The sequence below is a fragment of the Natrinema sp. 74 genome (assembly GCF_046097095.1).
Taxonomy (GTDB): Archaea; Halobacteriota; Halobacteria; order Halobacteriales; family Natrialbaceae; genus Natrinema.
The window spans coordinates 3,277,293-3,292,427 of the sequence record NZ_CP175698.1 but is presented as its reverse complement, the minus strand read 5'-3'; the positions used below and the strand labels follow the sequence as shown (position 1 = coordinate 3,292,427).

Annotated in this window: 12 protein-coding genes; 7 read left to right on the top strand and 5 right to left on the bottom strand. The window is 67.9% G+C overall.

Annotation, left to right across the window (positions count from 1 at the left end):
- Nucleotides 1-56: 56 nt before the first annotated feature.
- The 3 genes from ACJ70B_RS16360 to ACJ70B_RS16350 all read left to right on the top strand — a co-directional run bounded on the left by ACJ70B_RS16360 (nucleotide 57) and on the right by ACJ70B_RS16350 (nucleotide 4,017).
- The gene (locus ACJ70B_RS16360) at nucleotides 57-1,157 is read left to right on the top strand and encodes a pyridoxal phosphate-dependent aminotransferase (RefSeq protein ID WP_408958057.1); all 1,101 of its coding nucleotides are present in this window, start codon (nucleotides 57-59) and stop codon (nucleotides 1,155-1,157) included.
- An 85-nt stretch (nucleotides 1,158-1,242) separates the two neighbouring features.
- Complete coding sequence (locus tag ACJ70B_RS16355) at nucleotides 1,243-2,682, top strand: glycosyltransferase (protein WP_408958056.1); 1,440 nt, start codon at nucleotides 1,243-1,245, stop codon at nucleotides 2,680-2,682.
- A 111-nt stretch (nucleotides 2,683-2,793) separates the two neighbouring features.
- Nucleotides 2,794-4,017, top strand: a complete 1,224-nt coding sequence (locus ACJ70B_RS16350; protein ID WP_408958055.1) for an ArsA family ATPase — start codon at nucleotides 2,794-2,796, stop codon at nucleotides 4,015-4,017.
- Between the two features lie 174 nt (nucleotides 4,018-4,191).
- Here the strand turns inward: ACJ70B_RS16350 and purF are convergent, their stop codons facing one another.
- Nucleotides 4,192-5,664 carry an amidophosphoribosyltransferase gene (gene purF, locus ACJ70B_RS16345; protein WP_408960125.1) on the bottom strand — a complete coding sequence of 491 codons (1,473 nt, stop codon included), beginning with the start codon at nucleotides 5,662-5,664 and terminating at the stop codon, nucleotides 4,192-4,194.
- 281 nt (nucleotides 5,665-5,945) lie between these two features.
- On the opposite strand from purF, the gene ACJ70B_RS16340 reads away from it, so the two are divergent.
- Nucleotides 5,946-7,778 carry a MutS-related protein gene (locus ACJ70B_RS16340; protein ID WP_408958054.1) on the top strand — a complete coding sequence of 611 codons (1,833 nt, stop codon included), beginning with the start codon at nucleotides 5,946-5,948 and terminating at the stop codon, nucleotides 7,776-7,778.
- Here the strand turns inward: ACJ70B_RS16340 and ACJ70B_RS16335 are convergent, their stop codons facing one another.
- Complete coding sequence (locus ACJ70B_RS16335; protein ID WP_408958053.1) at nucleotides 7,779-8,408, bottom strand: DUF6735 family protein; 630 nt, start codon at nucleotides 8,406-8,408, stop codon at nucleotides 7,779-7,781.
- A 152-nt stretch (nucleotides 8,409-8,560) separates the two neighbouring features.
- Nucleotides 8,561-10,078, bottom strand: coding sequence for an HTTM domain-containing protein (locus ACJ70B_RS16330; protein ID WP_408958052.1), 1,518 nt, complete (start codon nucleotides 10,076-10,078; stop codon nucleotides 8,561-8,563).
- Between the two features lie 136 nt (nucleotides 10,079-10,214).
- Between ACJ70B_RS16330 and ACJ70B_RS16325 the strand changes: the two genes are divergently transcribed.
- The gene (locus ACJ70B_RS16325; protein WP_408958051.1) at nucleotides 10,215-10,874 is read left to right on the top strand and encodes an HAD family hydrolase; all 660 of its coding nucleotides are present in this window, start codon (nucleotides 10,215-10,217) and stop codon (nucleotides 10,872-10,874) included.
- 45 nt (nucleotides 10,875-10,919) lie between these two features.
- On the opposite strand, the gene ACJ70B_RS16320 is transcribed toward ACJ70B_RS16325, so the two are convergent.
- Both ACJ70B_RS16320 and dps read right to left on the bottom strand, forming a co-directional pair.
- The gene (locus ACJ70B_RS16320; protein ID WP_408958050.1) at nucleotides 10,920-11,366 is read right to left on the bottom strand and encodes an SRPBCC family protein; all 447 of its coding nucleotides are present in this window, start codon (nucleotides 11,364-11,366) and stop codon (nucleotides 10,920-10,922) included.
- A gap of 77 nt (nucleotides 11,367-11,443) precedes the next feature.
- A complete protein-coding gene (gene dps, locus ACJ70B_RS16315; RefSeq protein ID WP_408958049.1) occupies nucleotides 11,444-12,106 on the bottom strand; it encodes a DNA protection during starvation protein in 663 nt (220 codons plus the stop codon).
- A 162-nt stretch (nucleotides 12,107-12,268) separates the two neighbouring features.
- Between dps and ACJ70B_RS16310 the strand changes: the two genes are divergently transcribed.
- Both ACJ70B_RS16310 and ACJ70B_RS16305 read left to right on the top strand, forming a co-directional pair.
- A complete protein-coding gene (locus ACJ70B_RS16310) occupies nucleotides 12,269-13,546 on the top strand; it encodes a Tat pathway signal protein (protein WP_408958048.1) in 1,278 nt (425 codons plus the stop codon).
- Between the two features lie 142 nt (nucleotides 13,547-13,688).
- Entirely contained in the window at nucleotides 13,689-14,903 is a 1,215-nt protein-coding gene (locus tag ACJ70B_RS16305; RefSeq protein ID WP_408958047.1) for a hypothetical protein, read from the top strand.
- Nucleotides 14,904-15,135 lie beyond the last annotated feature (232 nt).

The window sequence follows — 15,135 nt, the reverse complement described above, 5'->3', positions numbered from 1 at the left end:
TTCGATCGAAGAGGAGATGGGAAGAGCGAAAGGATCGCCGTCCCATACCGTCACCCATGAACTACGAGACGCCGCTGTTCTTTCGCGTGATGGAGTACGCGGACGCGGCGGACCGCGATGTCGTCGACATGGTCAGCGGCAACCCCGACTGGGAGCCACCCGAGGCGCTTCGAGAGGGGCTTCGCGAGTACGCCGACCTCGAGCCAGATCGGTTCCAGTACCCGCCCAGCGAGGGGCTGCTCGAGTTACGCGAGGAGATCGCCGCTCGCCGCGGCGTCGATCCCGACCAAGTCATCGTCACCAACGGCGCGGGCGAGGCGAACTACCTCGCGATGGCGCGGGCACTCGAGCGCGACCGCGGCGACGAGATCCTGCTGACAGATCCCGTCTACCCCTACTACCCTGGAAAGACGACGATGCTCCGCGGCACGCAGTCGTACGTCGCGACCGACGACACGGGGCAACTCGACCCTGAGGCCGTCCGCGCGGCCGCCGGCGCGGAGACGGCCGCGATCGTGGTGAACACGCCCAATAACCCCACGGGCGCGGTCTATCCCGCGGAGACGATGCGGGAACTCGTCGCGATCGCCGAGGACCACGACGCGATCCTGATCAGCGACGAGGTGTACGACCACTACGACCTCTCCGGGCGGTTCGCGAGCGCGCTCGAGACTGACTCCGCGCATCGAATCGTCACCAACGCGTTCTCGAAGTCGATGGCGATCACCGGCGTCCGCGTGGGCTACGCGATCGTTCCGCCGGAACTGGTCGACGCCGCCAAGAGTCGCCACATGCTGGTCAACGTCGCGACCACCCGGCCCGGTCAGCACGCCGTCCTGAAGGCGCTCCGCGAGACGCCGCCCGAGTACCACGAGCGCAACCGCGAGCGACTCCGCGAGCGCGTCGTGACGTTCACCGACGCGCTCGAGGACGCGGGCGCTGAGTACACCACGCCGAACGGCTCGTTTTACGTGATGGCCCGGTTCGACGGCTATCCGGGGACGCTCGAGAACGTCGAGCGGCTGATCGACGAGGCCGGCGTTGCGGGGATGCCCGGCGAGGCCTTCGGCGACTCGCGGACCGACTGGCTGCGGTTCGCGCTCGTCACGCCGCGGGTCGAGGAGGCCGCCGACCGGCTGGCGGACTACTTCGATTGAGCGCGGCGGGTAGTCGCCGCCTCTCGGTGATCGCTCGCCGACCGGCCACAATACAGATGTGCGGCGATTCCGCACGTAACGGGAGATGCTGCTCGAGGCGGTCGTCGTCGCGTTCGCCCTGACGCAGGCGTGCTATTTCGTCGTTAACTGCGGCCTGCTGACGCTGTTCGTCCGCCGACCTGCCGACGAAGTCGACGAGGCGACGCTCGCCCGCGTCGTCGCGGCGGGCGAGGCCGAGCGCGACGGTCGATCACGTCGAGGCGAAGTCGGCGGTGACCCGGCGGCCGCTACTACGCCGGCCCCGACCGCCTCGAGCCGCGAGCATGTGCCGTCTCCGAGTTCGGGCTGTCGACTTCCACCGTCACGCGTCCGTCGGGTCAATGTCCTCGTTCCGATCTACCGCGACCGCTGGACGACGCTGTCGGACACGCTCGAGACCATCGCAGCCCAGCGGTACCCGACCGAGTACGTCTCCGTCGTCGTGGCCTACGAACCGGCACAGACGACCGCCACCGAACTGCGCGGGGAGCTCGCGGCGGCTCGGACCGATGCGCTGGACGTCAAATTCGTCGCGGTCGATCGCAACGCGCTCGCGACCGGCGCGCCGGACGACCGGTGGTTCGACGGTCTCGGCGACCCGCTGACGACGGCCGTCGCCCTCACCGACGCGTTCTCGTCGCGGTCGTTCGCGAGCGACGATCTCGTCACCGTCTTCGACTCGGGCACGCGGGTCCCGCTCGATACGTTCGAACTCGCCGTCGCCGGCCTCGCGGAGGACGACATCGTCCGAACCAAACAGACGGTTTGCAACGTCGACGAGGGCGTGCTCCCCGTGCTCGAGTCGATGGGGATCGCGGCCTGGTCCGACATCGTCTCCGGTAACTCGGCCGGCGGACCGTATCGGTTCCCGGGGACGGCGTGTTTCACCGAGGCGCGGGTGCTCTCCGACCTCGAGTGCTGGTGGCGCGACGCGGCGAGCGATGACACGGCGCTCTGGGTCGCGGCCCACCGGCGGGGGTATGCGGTCGGCGTCGTGGATCGATACGCCCAGAACCGCTGCCCGACGAGGGTCGACGCGTGGGTGCGACAGAAGCGTCGGTGGGTTCGCGATTGGTACCACCACTCACCGACGCCCGGCCGGTTGGGATTCGAACGCGGTCGGTTCTGGGCGGGAACGGTGCTGACGCAGCTGCTGTCGGTGACGAACGTTGTGGGGGTTCCGATCGGGGTCGTCGTCCTCGCCCTATGCGTTTCGAACCCCGCTACGACGGTCGTCCCCGGCCCAGTGGTGCCGATCGTGCTGTTCAACGCCGCCGTCTGGGCCTACTACGGCTGGCGGTCCTACCGCGCCGCCTGGGACGGCGTCGGCTTTGAGAGCCGGTGGAAATGGCTCGGCTACTCGGTGCTGTCGAACCCGGTTACGCAAGCCGTCTACACGATGCTGTGGGCCGTTTCCATCGCGCTGGCCGTCGCCGACGTCGTCCGCGGCGTCGCTCCGACGGACGCCGTGACGTCGAAGCGCTAACGTCGGCTCGGTCGGCTGACGAGTACGTGCCCTCGCTCGAGTGAGATCGCGGCTCGTCTTCGGCGAGCGGAGACCGACGAATACTCGTGAGAGGACCGGGAACCGTGAGGTATGAGCGGCATCGACGTCGAACCGGTCGACGAGGACGGGGACGGAGCGACGGACAGCGACGAGGGTGTCTCGACCATCGAGGTGACACCGACCGACTCGGTCGACGAGGAGACCGGGGAGCGCGAGACCGTCGACGTCGAGCCCTCCGATGAGCCGATCAGCGGTCCCGAATACGTCCTCTACGGCGGGAAAGGCGGCGTCGGGAAGACGACGATGGCGGCCGCGACCGCGCTAGACAGCGCTCGCGGCGGGACGCCGACGCTGGTCGTCTCGACCGACCCGGCTCACTCGCTGTCCGACACGTACGAAACGGACATCCCGTCCGAGCCCGGCCGCATCCGCGACGATGTCCCCCTCTATGCGGCCGAGATCGATCCGGAGGCGGCGATCGAACGGGGCGAGACGCCTTTCGGCGGCACGGGTGATGGCGGCGACGATCCGCTCGCTGGCGGCGAAGGCGGTGCCGGCGGCTCCCCCTTCCCCGGCGGCGAGGACGGGCAGGGCGGCCCCCTCGGCGGCCTCGGTGAGATGCTCGGCGGCGAGTCGCCGATGGACGCCCTCTTCGGCGGCGCGATGCCCGGGGCCGACGAGGCCGCCGCGATGCAGCTCTTGCTCGAGTACATGGACGATCCGCGTTTCGAGCGCGTCGTCATCGACACGGCCCCGACCGGCCACACTCTCCGGCTGTTGCGGTTGCCCGAGATCATGGACACGATGATGGGCCGACTGATGAAATTCCGCCAACGCATCGGCGGGATGCTCGACGGAGTCAAGGACATGTTCGGTGGCGGAGACCCGTCGGCGGACGAGAACGAACTCGAGGACCTGGAAGTGCTGCGCGAGCGCATCGAACGCCTGCGAGCGGCCCTGCGCGATCCCGCGCGGACGGATTTCCGGATCGTCATGGTTCCCGAGGAGATGAGCGTCTTCGAATCCAAACGGCTCAGACAGCAACTCGACGAGTTCGAGATCCCGGTCGGCACCGTCGTCGTTAACCGAGTGATGGAGCCGCTGTCGAACGTCACCGACGACGTGGAGGGCGAGTTCCTGCAGCCGAACCTCGAGGACTGCGCGTTCTGTCAGCGACGCTGGGACGTCCAGCAGAGCGCCCTCGCCGAGGCGCAGGACCTCTTCCGGGGCACCGACGTCCGGCGCGTCCCCCTGTTCGCCGACGAGGTCCGCGGCGAGGGGATGCTCGAGGTCGTGGCGGCCTGTCTGCGGTAGTCGGCGCTCGGCTGCTACCGCGTACTCGGCGATCACGCACCGCCGTCGCGATCGCCGTCCCACTCGCTGCCGACGCGGTCGGAACAGTCCTGATCGAGTCCGCCGACGCGCTTCAGGGAGTCTCCATCTGAGTAGCGGCCAGGACACCGCTTGCACCCGCAGCGCAAACGTTTGTTAGTCGTCCGCGGACAGTCGCGGCCCGCCGATATCGGGTCGACTCACGTCGCGATCGGTCTCCTCACCCTCGATGTCGTAGGGGTACTCGCCGGTGACGCAGCCGAGACAGAGGTCGATCCGTTCTTGCTCGAGGACGTCGGCGACGGCGTCGGTCGAGAGGTACGCGAGGCTGTCGGCGGCGATCTCGTCGCGGATCTCGGCGGTCGTCTTGTCCGAGGCGATGAGTTCCTCGCGGGTGGCCATGTCGATTCCCATGTAACAGGGGGCGACGATCGCGGGCGCGCCGATACGGACGTGAACCTCCTCGGCTCCGCAGTCTTTGAGGAGCTGGACGAGCTGGGTCGAGGTCGTCCCGCGGACGATCGAGTCGTCGATGACGGTGACCGTTTTGCCCTCGATGGTGGACTTGATCGGGTTGAGTTTCAGCCGGACCGCGCGCTCGCGCTCGTCCTGGGTCGGCATGATAAACGTCCGGCCGACGTACCGGTTTTTCATCAGCCCCTCGGCGAACTCGACGCCCTCGTCGTCGGCATCGCGGGGTTCGCCGTCGGCGGTCGTCTCGCCGGCCGCGTCAGCGTAGCCCGACGCGAACGCGCGCCCGGAGTCGGGCACCGGCATCACGACGTCGGTCTCGACGCCGCTTTCCTCCCAGAGCTTGCGCCCGAGTTCGCGCCGAGCCTCGTAGACCAGCGTGTCGTCGATGACGCTGTCCGGTCGCGCGAAGTAGACGTGTTCGAAAAAGCAGTGGGCGGTGTGTTCGTTCTCGACGAGCTGGTAGGTGTCGAAGCCCTGCCCGTCGTCTCGGAGGACGACCAGTTCGCCCGGCCGCACGTCGCGGACGAGGTCGCCGTCTAACGTGTCGATCGCGGCCGATTCGGAGGCCAGAATGTAGCCGTCCTCGAGTTCGCCGATACAGAGCGGGCGATTCCCCTGTGGATCGCGCACGCCAAGGACCGTGTCGTCGTGGGTGATCGTCAGCGAGTAGGAGCCGTGGATGCGGCCCATCGTGTGCTTGACGGCCCGGACTAGATCCTCCTCTAAGAGATTCCGCGCGAGGTCGTGGGCGATAACCTCGGTGTCACCGTCGCTGGTGAACGCGTGGCCGGCGGCGGCGAGTTCGTCGCGGATCTCGTCGGCGTTGACGAGGTTGCCGTTGTGGCTGAGGCCCAGCGAACCGCTCTTGAACGAGACGGAGAAGGGCTGTGCACACGAGGAGTCGACCGAGCCGGCCGTCGGATACCGGACGTGACCGATCCCCGCTGCCCCGTTGAGCGCGTCGAGGTCGCCCTCGCCGAAGGCGTCGCCCACGAGCCCCATATCGACGTGGCTGTGCTGTTGGAAGCCGTCGTGGGTGACGATCCCCGCGGATTCCTGGCCGCGGTGCTGGAGTGCATAGAGCGCGTAGTACAACGGTCGTGCCGCGTCCCGACCGTCGAGTGAGACGCCGACGACGCCGCACTTTTCGGTCATTCCTGTTCGCCGGGGAGTCTCGCCCCGCCCATCAGTCATGGGAGGCAGTAGGGTATCGAGCCGATAAAAATCCCCGTGTTTGTGCCTCTCCAGTCCCTTCCATTCCCTATCGTTACCCACGTTCGTGCATATCGTTCGGAAGATCGCGCGACGGCGCTCGAGTCCGGATCCAGACCGGCGGCTGTGAGCGGACGGCCGATCGAATCGAGACGGTCGCGGTGCTCGGACAGTGTACCACGGATGACACAGCGTTCAAGAGCATCGCCTCGAGTGCAAGGGGTATGCGACTCGAGGAGTACTGGGGTGTCGGCCCGAAAACGCGGGAGACGCTGGTCGACGAGCTGGGGCGGGAGGAAGCGATCCGGGCAATCGAGAGCGGCGATGTACGGGCGCTGGCCGACGCCGGACTCGCTCGCGGGCGAGCGACGCGGATCCTGCGTCGCGCGACCGGCGGCGCTGGAATCGACGTTTTGGCGACGAGCGACGCCCGCTCGGCATACAACGAACTGCTCGATCTGGCGGTCGACCACGCGGTCACCCAGCGTGCGGCCGACCGGATCCGGGTGCTCACACCGCTTGCCGACCGCGGTGCGATGGAGGATCGGCTCGAGGACGTCCTCGCCGCGCGGGATGCCTGGGCCGACCTCGCCGAAGACGATCGCGAAACCGTCCTCGAGGCCTACGAGCGCTACGACGAACGCGACGGTAGCGAGCACGCGGCCGTCGAAGCCGCGCTGGCGCTGCTCGAGGCCGGTGTTGATTCCGGGCCGTTCGCCGCGATCGCCGACCTCGACGCTGATCGGCTCGAGGACGCCGCCGAAGCGCTGTCGGCGCTGGACGGCCGCGGGGGGAGGGTCCGCGACGGGGCCGACGAGGAACTCGACCGCCTCCGGGACGCGCTGGGTGCAATCGAGGACATGGACGCCGACGCGCTCGAACTGATCGACGACCTCCGATCGGCGGGCGTCCGCGACGTGGAGGGCTTTCGCCAGTCTTTCGAGGACCGTCTGCTGAGCGAGGCGGACGTGACGATCGACCGCGTTCGTGACGCGATGCCGACCGATGCGACCGATGCGACGGACTTCGTCGGTGCCACGCTGCGAACCCTTCGGAGCGATCTCACCGCCGCGCTCGACGAGCGGGAGGTGCTCGTCGCGAGCGACCTCAAGGGGACGCTCGCGGAGAACCGCGACGCCGTCGATCGAGCCGTATCGGCGGTCGACGACATCGCACTGCACCTCTCGCTGGCCCGGTTTGCCCTCGAGTACGACTGCACGCGCCCCAAGTTCATCGAGGGCGAAGCGCAAAGCGCCTCGAGAGAAACGAGTGCACGAAGTGTGCAAACCGACGAGGAAGCCGCCGTCTCGGTCGTCAACGCGCGTAATCTTACGCTCGCGGCGCGCGACGACGAGTCGGTCCAGCCGGTCACCTACGCGCTCGGCGAGCACGACGTAACGAGCGTTCCCGACGGCGTGAACGCGGTCCCCGGCGCGGAGCGCGTCGCCGTCCTGACCGGAGCCAACAGCGGCGGGAAGACGACCTTGCTCGAGACGCTGTGTCAGGTCGTCCTGTTGGCGACGATGGGGCTGCCGGTCCCCGCAGACCGGGCCGAAGTGACGCCGGTCGACTCGCTGGTCTTCCATCGCCGACACGCGAGTTTCAACGCCGGCGTCCTCGAGTCGACGCTGCGGTCGATCGTCCCCCCGCTGTCATCGGGCGGGCGCACGCTGATGCTGGTCGACGAGTTCGAGGCGATCACGGAGCCGGGCAGCGCGGCCGACCTGCTCCACGGGCTGGTCACCCTCTCCGTCGACCGCGAGGCGCTGGGCGTGTTCGTCACCCACCTCGCGGACGACTTAGAGCCGCTGCCGCCCGAAGCGCGGGTCGACGGCATCTTCGCGGAGGGGTTGAACCCCGATCTCGAGTTGCTCGTCGATTATCAGCCCCGCTTTGGCACCGTGGGTCGGTCGACGCCGGAGTTCATCGTCTCGCGACTCGTCGCGAACGCGAGCGACCGAAGCGAGCGCGCCGGGTTCGAACTGCTTGGGGAAGCCGTCGGTAACGAAGTCGTTCAGCGGACGCTCGCGGACGCCCGCTGGACCACCGGCGAGTGATCAGCGGAACGCGTTCCCGTCGCCGCTTTCGCTCTCGTCGTCCGTCTCGTTCGCGTTCTCCGTCCGGTTTTCACCGCCGTTCGCTCGCCCCTCGGGCCAGCGCGTTGACGGCGGTGCGTCCGGTATCCCCGAGTCGGCCGCCGACGAGTCTCCGTAGGTGTAGACGATGCCGTCGTATTCCTCGCACACGCGAGCCTCGAGATACGTCCGCGCTGCCCGCCGGGAGAGCGCCCCCATCTCGACGATGTCCGCCAGCGCGGTCTTGGTGGCGCGAACCCAGCGCCTGACCGCGCTATCGGCCGCGGGATCGACCGCGACGATCGTACCTCGGCCGGGATTCTGCCCGGTTCCCCACTCGAGCCAGCAGACGCGGTAGGGATCGACCCGGTAGTTCGCCGCCGGCGCGACGAGATAGAGCGCCTCGTGGACGCAGGGGTCGAGATGGTCGGTCAGAATCCGATCGCGGGCGACCGAATCGGCCAGCAGTTCGCCCTCGACAGCGCCATCGGCGAGCGGCGTCGTGGCGGTTATCTCGGCGGCGAGCGAGAGGTCCTCGCCGCCCCAGTGGCTGTACCGCAGGTCGTAGCGTCCGTTCGGTCGCCGGTAGGCGACCAGCGCCCTATGGCCCATCGTCCACCAGATCTGGCTTGTCCGAATCGGTCGGTTCGACGCTCGAGCGAGAGTCGATGTCGCGAATCACGGCGGGGCTGGCCGCCCGTCCGTACTTGAACCTGCGGACGGTGCCCCGGTCGGGCTCGAATGCCCTGATCGGACCCGGCCGGTCAGCCACACGCGGCGGTGTACAGTTCGTGCCGGATCGGTGCCCCGACCGGCCCGTCAGCGTCGACCGGCTGCTCGAGACGGTAGATAGTCACTGCACTGACATCATTCGGGGCGCGCTCACAGAAGTACGCGGCCGCCGGCTCGAGGAGGGCGTCGCCGACGCCCTGTCCCTTCGTTCCGTACCGCTTCCAGAGCGTCGTCGGGTACCGGTCCATGGCGTTCGGCGGGCGGTCGAAGTCCACCGCTTCCCCGTCGACGAGATCGATTGCCGGTCCGGATTCGCGCTCGGCTGCGACGACGTACCAGCTATACGAGTCCGGCGGGTTCGGTGCGAAAAAGCCCCAACTCGAGCGCTCGAGGACGCTCCCGTCGTCGTCCGACGGCACGTCGACGAATCCCATCGCGGCCAGTTGCCAGCCCACCACCGCGAGGAGGAAGCCGGCGAGGAAGACCGCCGCGAGGAGTCGACTCCCACGCCGAACGGACGGCGAAAAGCGACGCCAGAGCGGCGATTCGACACCGCTGTCCCGACTCGCGGCGACTGCCTCGAGACGACGCTCGAGCGGACTCTCCGAAACGAGCCGGTCGAGGCGGTCCCAGACCCGCGGCGGCAGGTACAACAGCAGTACGGCGATCATGACGAACGGAAAGACGCCCAACCGCATCGTCGCGGCCATGCCGAGGTGGGCACAGACGAACGCCCCGACGGTCGCGATCCGAAGCCGACCGGTCGCGAAGACGAGGAGTATCGACGCCGACAGCACCCCGGTCCAGAGCCAGTTGATCGCGGTGAGAACCGCGGCGTGCTCGGCCACAGCCGGTCCGAGCACGGAGACGACGTCCTCGAGGTGGAAAATGCGCTGGACCGCGACGCCGCGCATCCAAGCGTCGCTCCGGAACTTGAGTGCCGCGTTGAGCGCGTAGATGACCGCGACGTGGAGGAGGACCGTCGCGGTCGCTACCGAGATCACACGAGGGTCCGCCGGCGCGTCCCCGGCCGAATCACGGCGCTCGAGCGGGCGACGGCGCAGCGCCCACCGCGACTCGAGCGGCAGGAACGCGGCGAGGAGCAGCAGCGAGACGAGGATCGTATCGCCGCCGTTGACCAGGTACGGGTTGCGGGCGTACAGCGACGCGAGGAGTAGCGCCGAGCCGAGCGCCGCGAGTCGGGACCGGTAGCCGGCGAGCAGGCAGACGGCGATCGCAGCGGTGATCGCAAACAGCAGGGCCTGTACCCACGCCGCTCCCGAAAGGGTGTGAAGCGACCACCGCGCGAGTTTCGGAGACGCCTCCGCGAGGGCGGATCGGGGGAAGACGCCGTCGTCCGTATAAAACGTACGCAGCCCCGGCGCTCGAACGACGAGCAGGTCGAAGAGGACGACGAGCGCGAGGCCGATGCGGAACGCGGCTATCGCCCGCGGATCGATCCCGAGGCGCGACCGAGCGGCCGCTCGTAGCGAACGTGTCGGCGTCTCGGTGTGATCCGCGACCGCTATTTCGCGGGACGGAGGTGACATAGGAGACCAGTGGAGCCACTCCCGGATTGTCAGTAGCGGTATAAGTGTTTTCTCCCTCCTATTTGCGGTCGAACATTAGGGTCGCCCTCCGACGCAGCACAACATCGAAATCCCGCCAGACCCTACTGTCTATCACATGGTACTGCGGACGCCGTACGACGCGGTCATCTTCGACAACGACGGCGTGTTGACGACGCCGACGGAGCGGTCCGTACTGGTCGACGCAATGTACGACGCCTTCGAAGCGATCGGCGTAGCCGACCCGCCCGCGGACCACGTCGAGACGCTGCTCGGCCCCACCGTCGACTCGCTCCATCGAGTCGCCGACGGACACGATATCGATCCCGACCGGCTCTGGCAAGCCCGGGAAACGGCAGCGATCGAGGCTCAGCTCGCGGAGCTTCGAGCCGGCCGAAAAGCGCCCTACGACGACGTGGCGACGCTCGAGTCGCTGTCAGTCCCGACCGGAATCGTCAGCAACAACCAACACGAGACGATCGGAAACGTCATCGAGCACTGCGAACTCGCGCCGTTTGATGTCTGGTACGGCCGCGAACCGACGCTCGAGGGGATCGAACGCAAGAAGCCGACGCCACATTACCTCGAGCGAGCGCTCGCGGCCCTCGAGCCCGACAATCCGCTGTTCGTCGGCGACAGTCGGGCCGATATCGGCGCGGCGGACGCGGCGGGGATCGACGCGGCCTTTCTCCGGCGCGATCACCGGACCGACTACGAGTTATCGACCGAGCCAGCCCACGAACTCGAGTCGCTCGCGGCGCTTTCCGACCTGATCTGACGGAGTCGTCCACACCTGGCGGGAAGCAGATCGAGGCAGACCGCATCAGGCGGCCGCGCTCGCCGGTCGTTCCGCTCGGGCCGCGATCGCCTCGTTCATCGCGACGAACGCCCGTTCGACGCGAGCGCGGTCGAACACCAGCGGGGCGAGCGCGCCACGAACCGTCTCCCGCTGGAGCAGGCGCGTGCGTCGACCGCTCTCGATCGGCTCGAGGCGGAACTCGTGGTAGCGATCGAGCGCGAACGGGACGAGGAACCGGTCGCGCCAGGCGAGCCGTCTGCCCGGTTCGACCGCGACTACCGACGGCTCCGCGGCTCGGCGGCCGCGACCGGACGCAAAGCGCGGCCGCCGTGGGTCGCCGCTCTCGACGGTAACGCCCTCGATCGTCCGGCCGATCGGATCCCATTCCGGATACGTCGCGAACGAGAGCAGGGCATCCCAGACGACCGCGGGCGGCGCGTCGATCTCGACGAACACCTCGACTTCGTCCATGTCCTATCTCATGGTGGCGAGTGACATGGGGGTGTCGGTCGCTGCTCGAGACGGGTCGCGCTACCGGCGTCACGTCGCTACGCGCTGTCGTTGAACCGACGGTTCGTCGAGTAGGGCGCCTCGCCCGGTTCGCCGCGAATGAAGTGGCCCGCCGGATTGATCTCGCCGTCGCGCTCCATCGAGAGGAGTTCGACGAACCAGGCCTCGTGTTCGATCTCTTCCTGGAGGATACGCGATGCCATGTCGTAGGTCCGGGGATCTTTCCCGTTGGTCAGATCGCAGATCTCCGACCACGTGCGGATGGCACAGCGCTCGGCCTCGAGTAACACCTCGAGTACGTCCTCGGCCGTGAGTTCGGTGACGTCTAAGCGGCCGCCCTCGTCGTCGTACGGGACGGGCAGTTCGGCGTCCGGGCAGGACGCCCGGTCGGCGAAATCGCGGATGTCGTTTGGCAGATGGCCGCCCAGTTCGTACACCCGCGGCGCGACGAGTTCGAAGTGCGCCCGGTCCTCGAGCCGGGCGTCCTCGGTGATTTCCTTGTAGTCCTCGTGGCCGGCCAGATGCATCCGCAGGTTCGTATAGTAGTAGTAGGTGGTAAACTCGGCACCGATCGCGTCGAGCAGCTTCTCGCGAAGCTCCTCGGGCTCGAGCCCGCGTTCGCGAAGAACCGCCTTTCCGACGCGTTCGCTCGTGTCTCCCTCCTCGATGTTCCCGGACGCGTGTGGTTTCTCATCGGACATCGCAACGGTGGACTCCCATAAGTCGCTACTTAGAGCTTGGCGTTGAACCGGCCGAAACATCCGTCTCGAGCCGATTTTCGACCTCGTTGACGGTCTCTGCGACCGTCGGTTCGGACCGCTGTGACCGCAACCCCCTTTTGCGACGGGCACCCAGACTCGCCTATGCACGAATCGGATCGCGGGCTCTCGCGTCGCGCGTTCGTTCGCAGCGCGGTCGCCATCGGCGGCGCGAGCGCGCTCTCCGCCTGCCTCCAGCGCGAGGAGACCGAGGACGTGCCCCAGGCCGCCCTCTCGCCCGATGAACTCCCCCGCCGCCAGCACGCCTGGAACGAGTTCCTCTCGACCGACGATGCCGGAAACGTCCGACCGCCTGAACACCACCTCCTCCTCGGCCTGGAGTACGCCGGCGACGGCCCCGCCGGTGCGACCGGCGAACGCGACCAGCTCGAGGCCGCGTTCCGGACGCTCGAGCAGGCCTACAAGCGCGGGAACGAGGGGCTGGTGTTTGCGATGGGCTACGGCCCGGCGTACTTCGACCGGTTCGACGCCGACCTCCGGGGAGTCGAGCTCCCCGACCCGCGACCGCTCGCGCCGATCGAGGACCCCACGCTCGACGAGTACGACGCCTTGCTTCACCTGGCCAGTGACTACGGCCACGTCACGCTGAGCGCCGAGGAAGCCCTGAAGGGCGACCTCAAGGAACTAAACGGCATCACGGTCGAGGGATCATTCGACGGCGTGTTTGAGGTGGCCGAACGCCGGACCGGCTTCATCGGCCCCGGAATGCCGGCCGAGCGCCAGTCCGGCATCAGTGGTATCCCGGATAGCGAGCCCGTCCCCGAGAACGCGCCGATGTTCATGGGCTTCAAAACGGGCTTCAGACAGAATCAGGCGAGCGAGGACCGCGTGACGATTCAGGACGGCCTGTTCGCGGGCGGCACGACAATCCACCTCTCGAAGCTCCAGTTGCACCTCCACCAGTGGTACGAACAGGACAGTCGTAGCCAGCGCGTCGCCAAGATGTTCTCGCCGACCCACGCCGACAAGGATCTCGTCGAGGGGGTCGGCGAGAACCTCGGCGACTCGAGCGGCATCACCGAGATACCGGGCAGTGCGGCCGAAGACGCCCGGACCGAGGGGACGGTCGGCCACGCCCAGAAGGCCGTCCGCGCCCGCGAAAACGGCGAGCCGATCATCCTCCGGCGGGACTTCGACTCGACCGACAACGACACGGCGAGCACCCACTTCCTCGCCCTGCAGCGCTCGATCGCCGACTTCGTGACGACCCGCGAGGCGATGACCGGCTCCGACCTCACCGAGGGGGCCGTCGGGCCCCGGATGAACAACGGCATCCTCCAGTATCTCACTGTCCACAACCGGGCGAACTACCTCGTCCCGCCACGGGGGTTGCGATCCCTGCCAGCGCCGACCCCGCAGTGACCGCCTGACGCGACCTCGTTGGTCGGTTCGACTGTCTCGCTCGAGAAGGGTTCGCCTCGATCGAACGTTCTCGAGGGACGGCTATTCGAGCGAGATACACCACCGGGTCGGCTTTTATCGGTCTCGTCAGTGGCCACTCATTATGGCGTCATCACGACGACGGTTTCTCGAACTGGGGGCACTGGCAGGGGTCGGCGGCGTCGCGAGCGCGTCCGGCATCGGCGCGGCGAGACGCGACCACGGAACCGGTGGCAACGGGAACGGCGAGGAACCGGCGGTGACGGTCACGGCCAGACAGGAGCCGGGGAAGGCAGTCTACTGGGTGCTTCCCGGTTCGCGGCCGCTCAGCCCATTCGTGTTCGGCACCGCCGAGAACACACTCCGCGGAACCGACCTCCTCCAACTGCGGATCGAACAGGCGAGTTCCCTCCCGTCGCCGCTGGACGAGGCCGTGGCGCAACTGCTCGCAGAGCTTCCGTTCCTCGTGGCCGCGCCCGACGAGGCCCGCGAGCCGATCGAGGAGTCGGACGGGATCTCCCAGCAGGTGCTCACCGAGCCGACGCTGTACAGCAACAACGCCGAGGTGACCAGCGGCTCGTTCGAGATCAGCTATCGGGATTACCGGCCGTACGACCTCCCCGGCGCGCCGGGCGACACGCCCGACAGGATCGACCTCGAGACGCAGTTCACCGATCCGGCGGGCAACGAGTACGTCCTCGAGCACGATCACGTCGTCCAGCCGCCGATCCCCGGGTACCAGACCGGCGGCGGGGTGTTCACGGACGGCTTCCTCCATGGGATCACGGGCACCGGCTCGCCGCTATTCCCGCGGGTGTACACCTACGGCGCGTCGTGGGGCGTCGGTAACGTCCACGTCAACGGCGAGCTAGCCACCGACGACGGGATGCGCGTCATCCACTTCATGACGACCCAGACGGTCCGTGACGAACGCTACCGGATGGCCCTGGACGAGGAGATGCCCCTCGAGCCGGAGAACACCATCGCGGGGCAGATCCACCATACCCACGGCGTCGTCCTGCCGATCAAGCCGACGCCTGACGGCCCGGTGTACGCGCCGGTCCCGACCGCGTTCGAGCTACCAAACGGCGAGACGCAGCCGTTCATCCACGCGATGTGGGAGCAGGACACGCTCGTCGAGGGACCGTTCGCCGACTGGGAGTACCCCGGCGGTGACGGCCAGCAGGAGGGCGATGGCGGAGGCGCCGCCGACGTGCAAGCCGACTACCGGCTCCTCGCCGACGCGTCTGGGTGGCGAGGCGTCGCGCCCGAAGCCATCGCGGAGACGGAGAACCCGACGCTGACGCTCGAGGCGGGGACCGAGTACGCCCTCATCTAGGAGAACGGCGACGGACTCCAGCATAACTTCGCGATCCAAAACGGGAACGGCGAGGACCTGCTCGCGACGGAACTGCTGGGCGAACAGGGGGCGACCCAGACGGTCCGGTTCACCGCGTCGGCCGAAATGGCCGAGTACTACTGCCAGATCCACCCGCGTACCATGCGAGGAGCGATCGAAGTGCAGTAACGGCGCGGCACCTCGTCGCTTCGAATCCGAGTGCGCCGAGCGC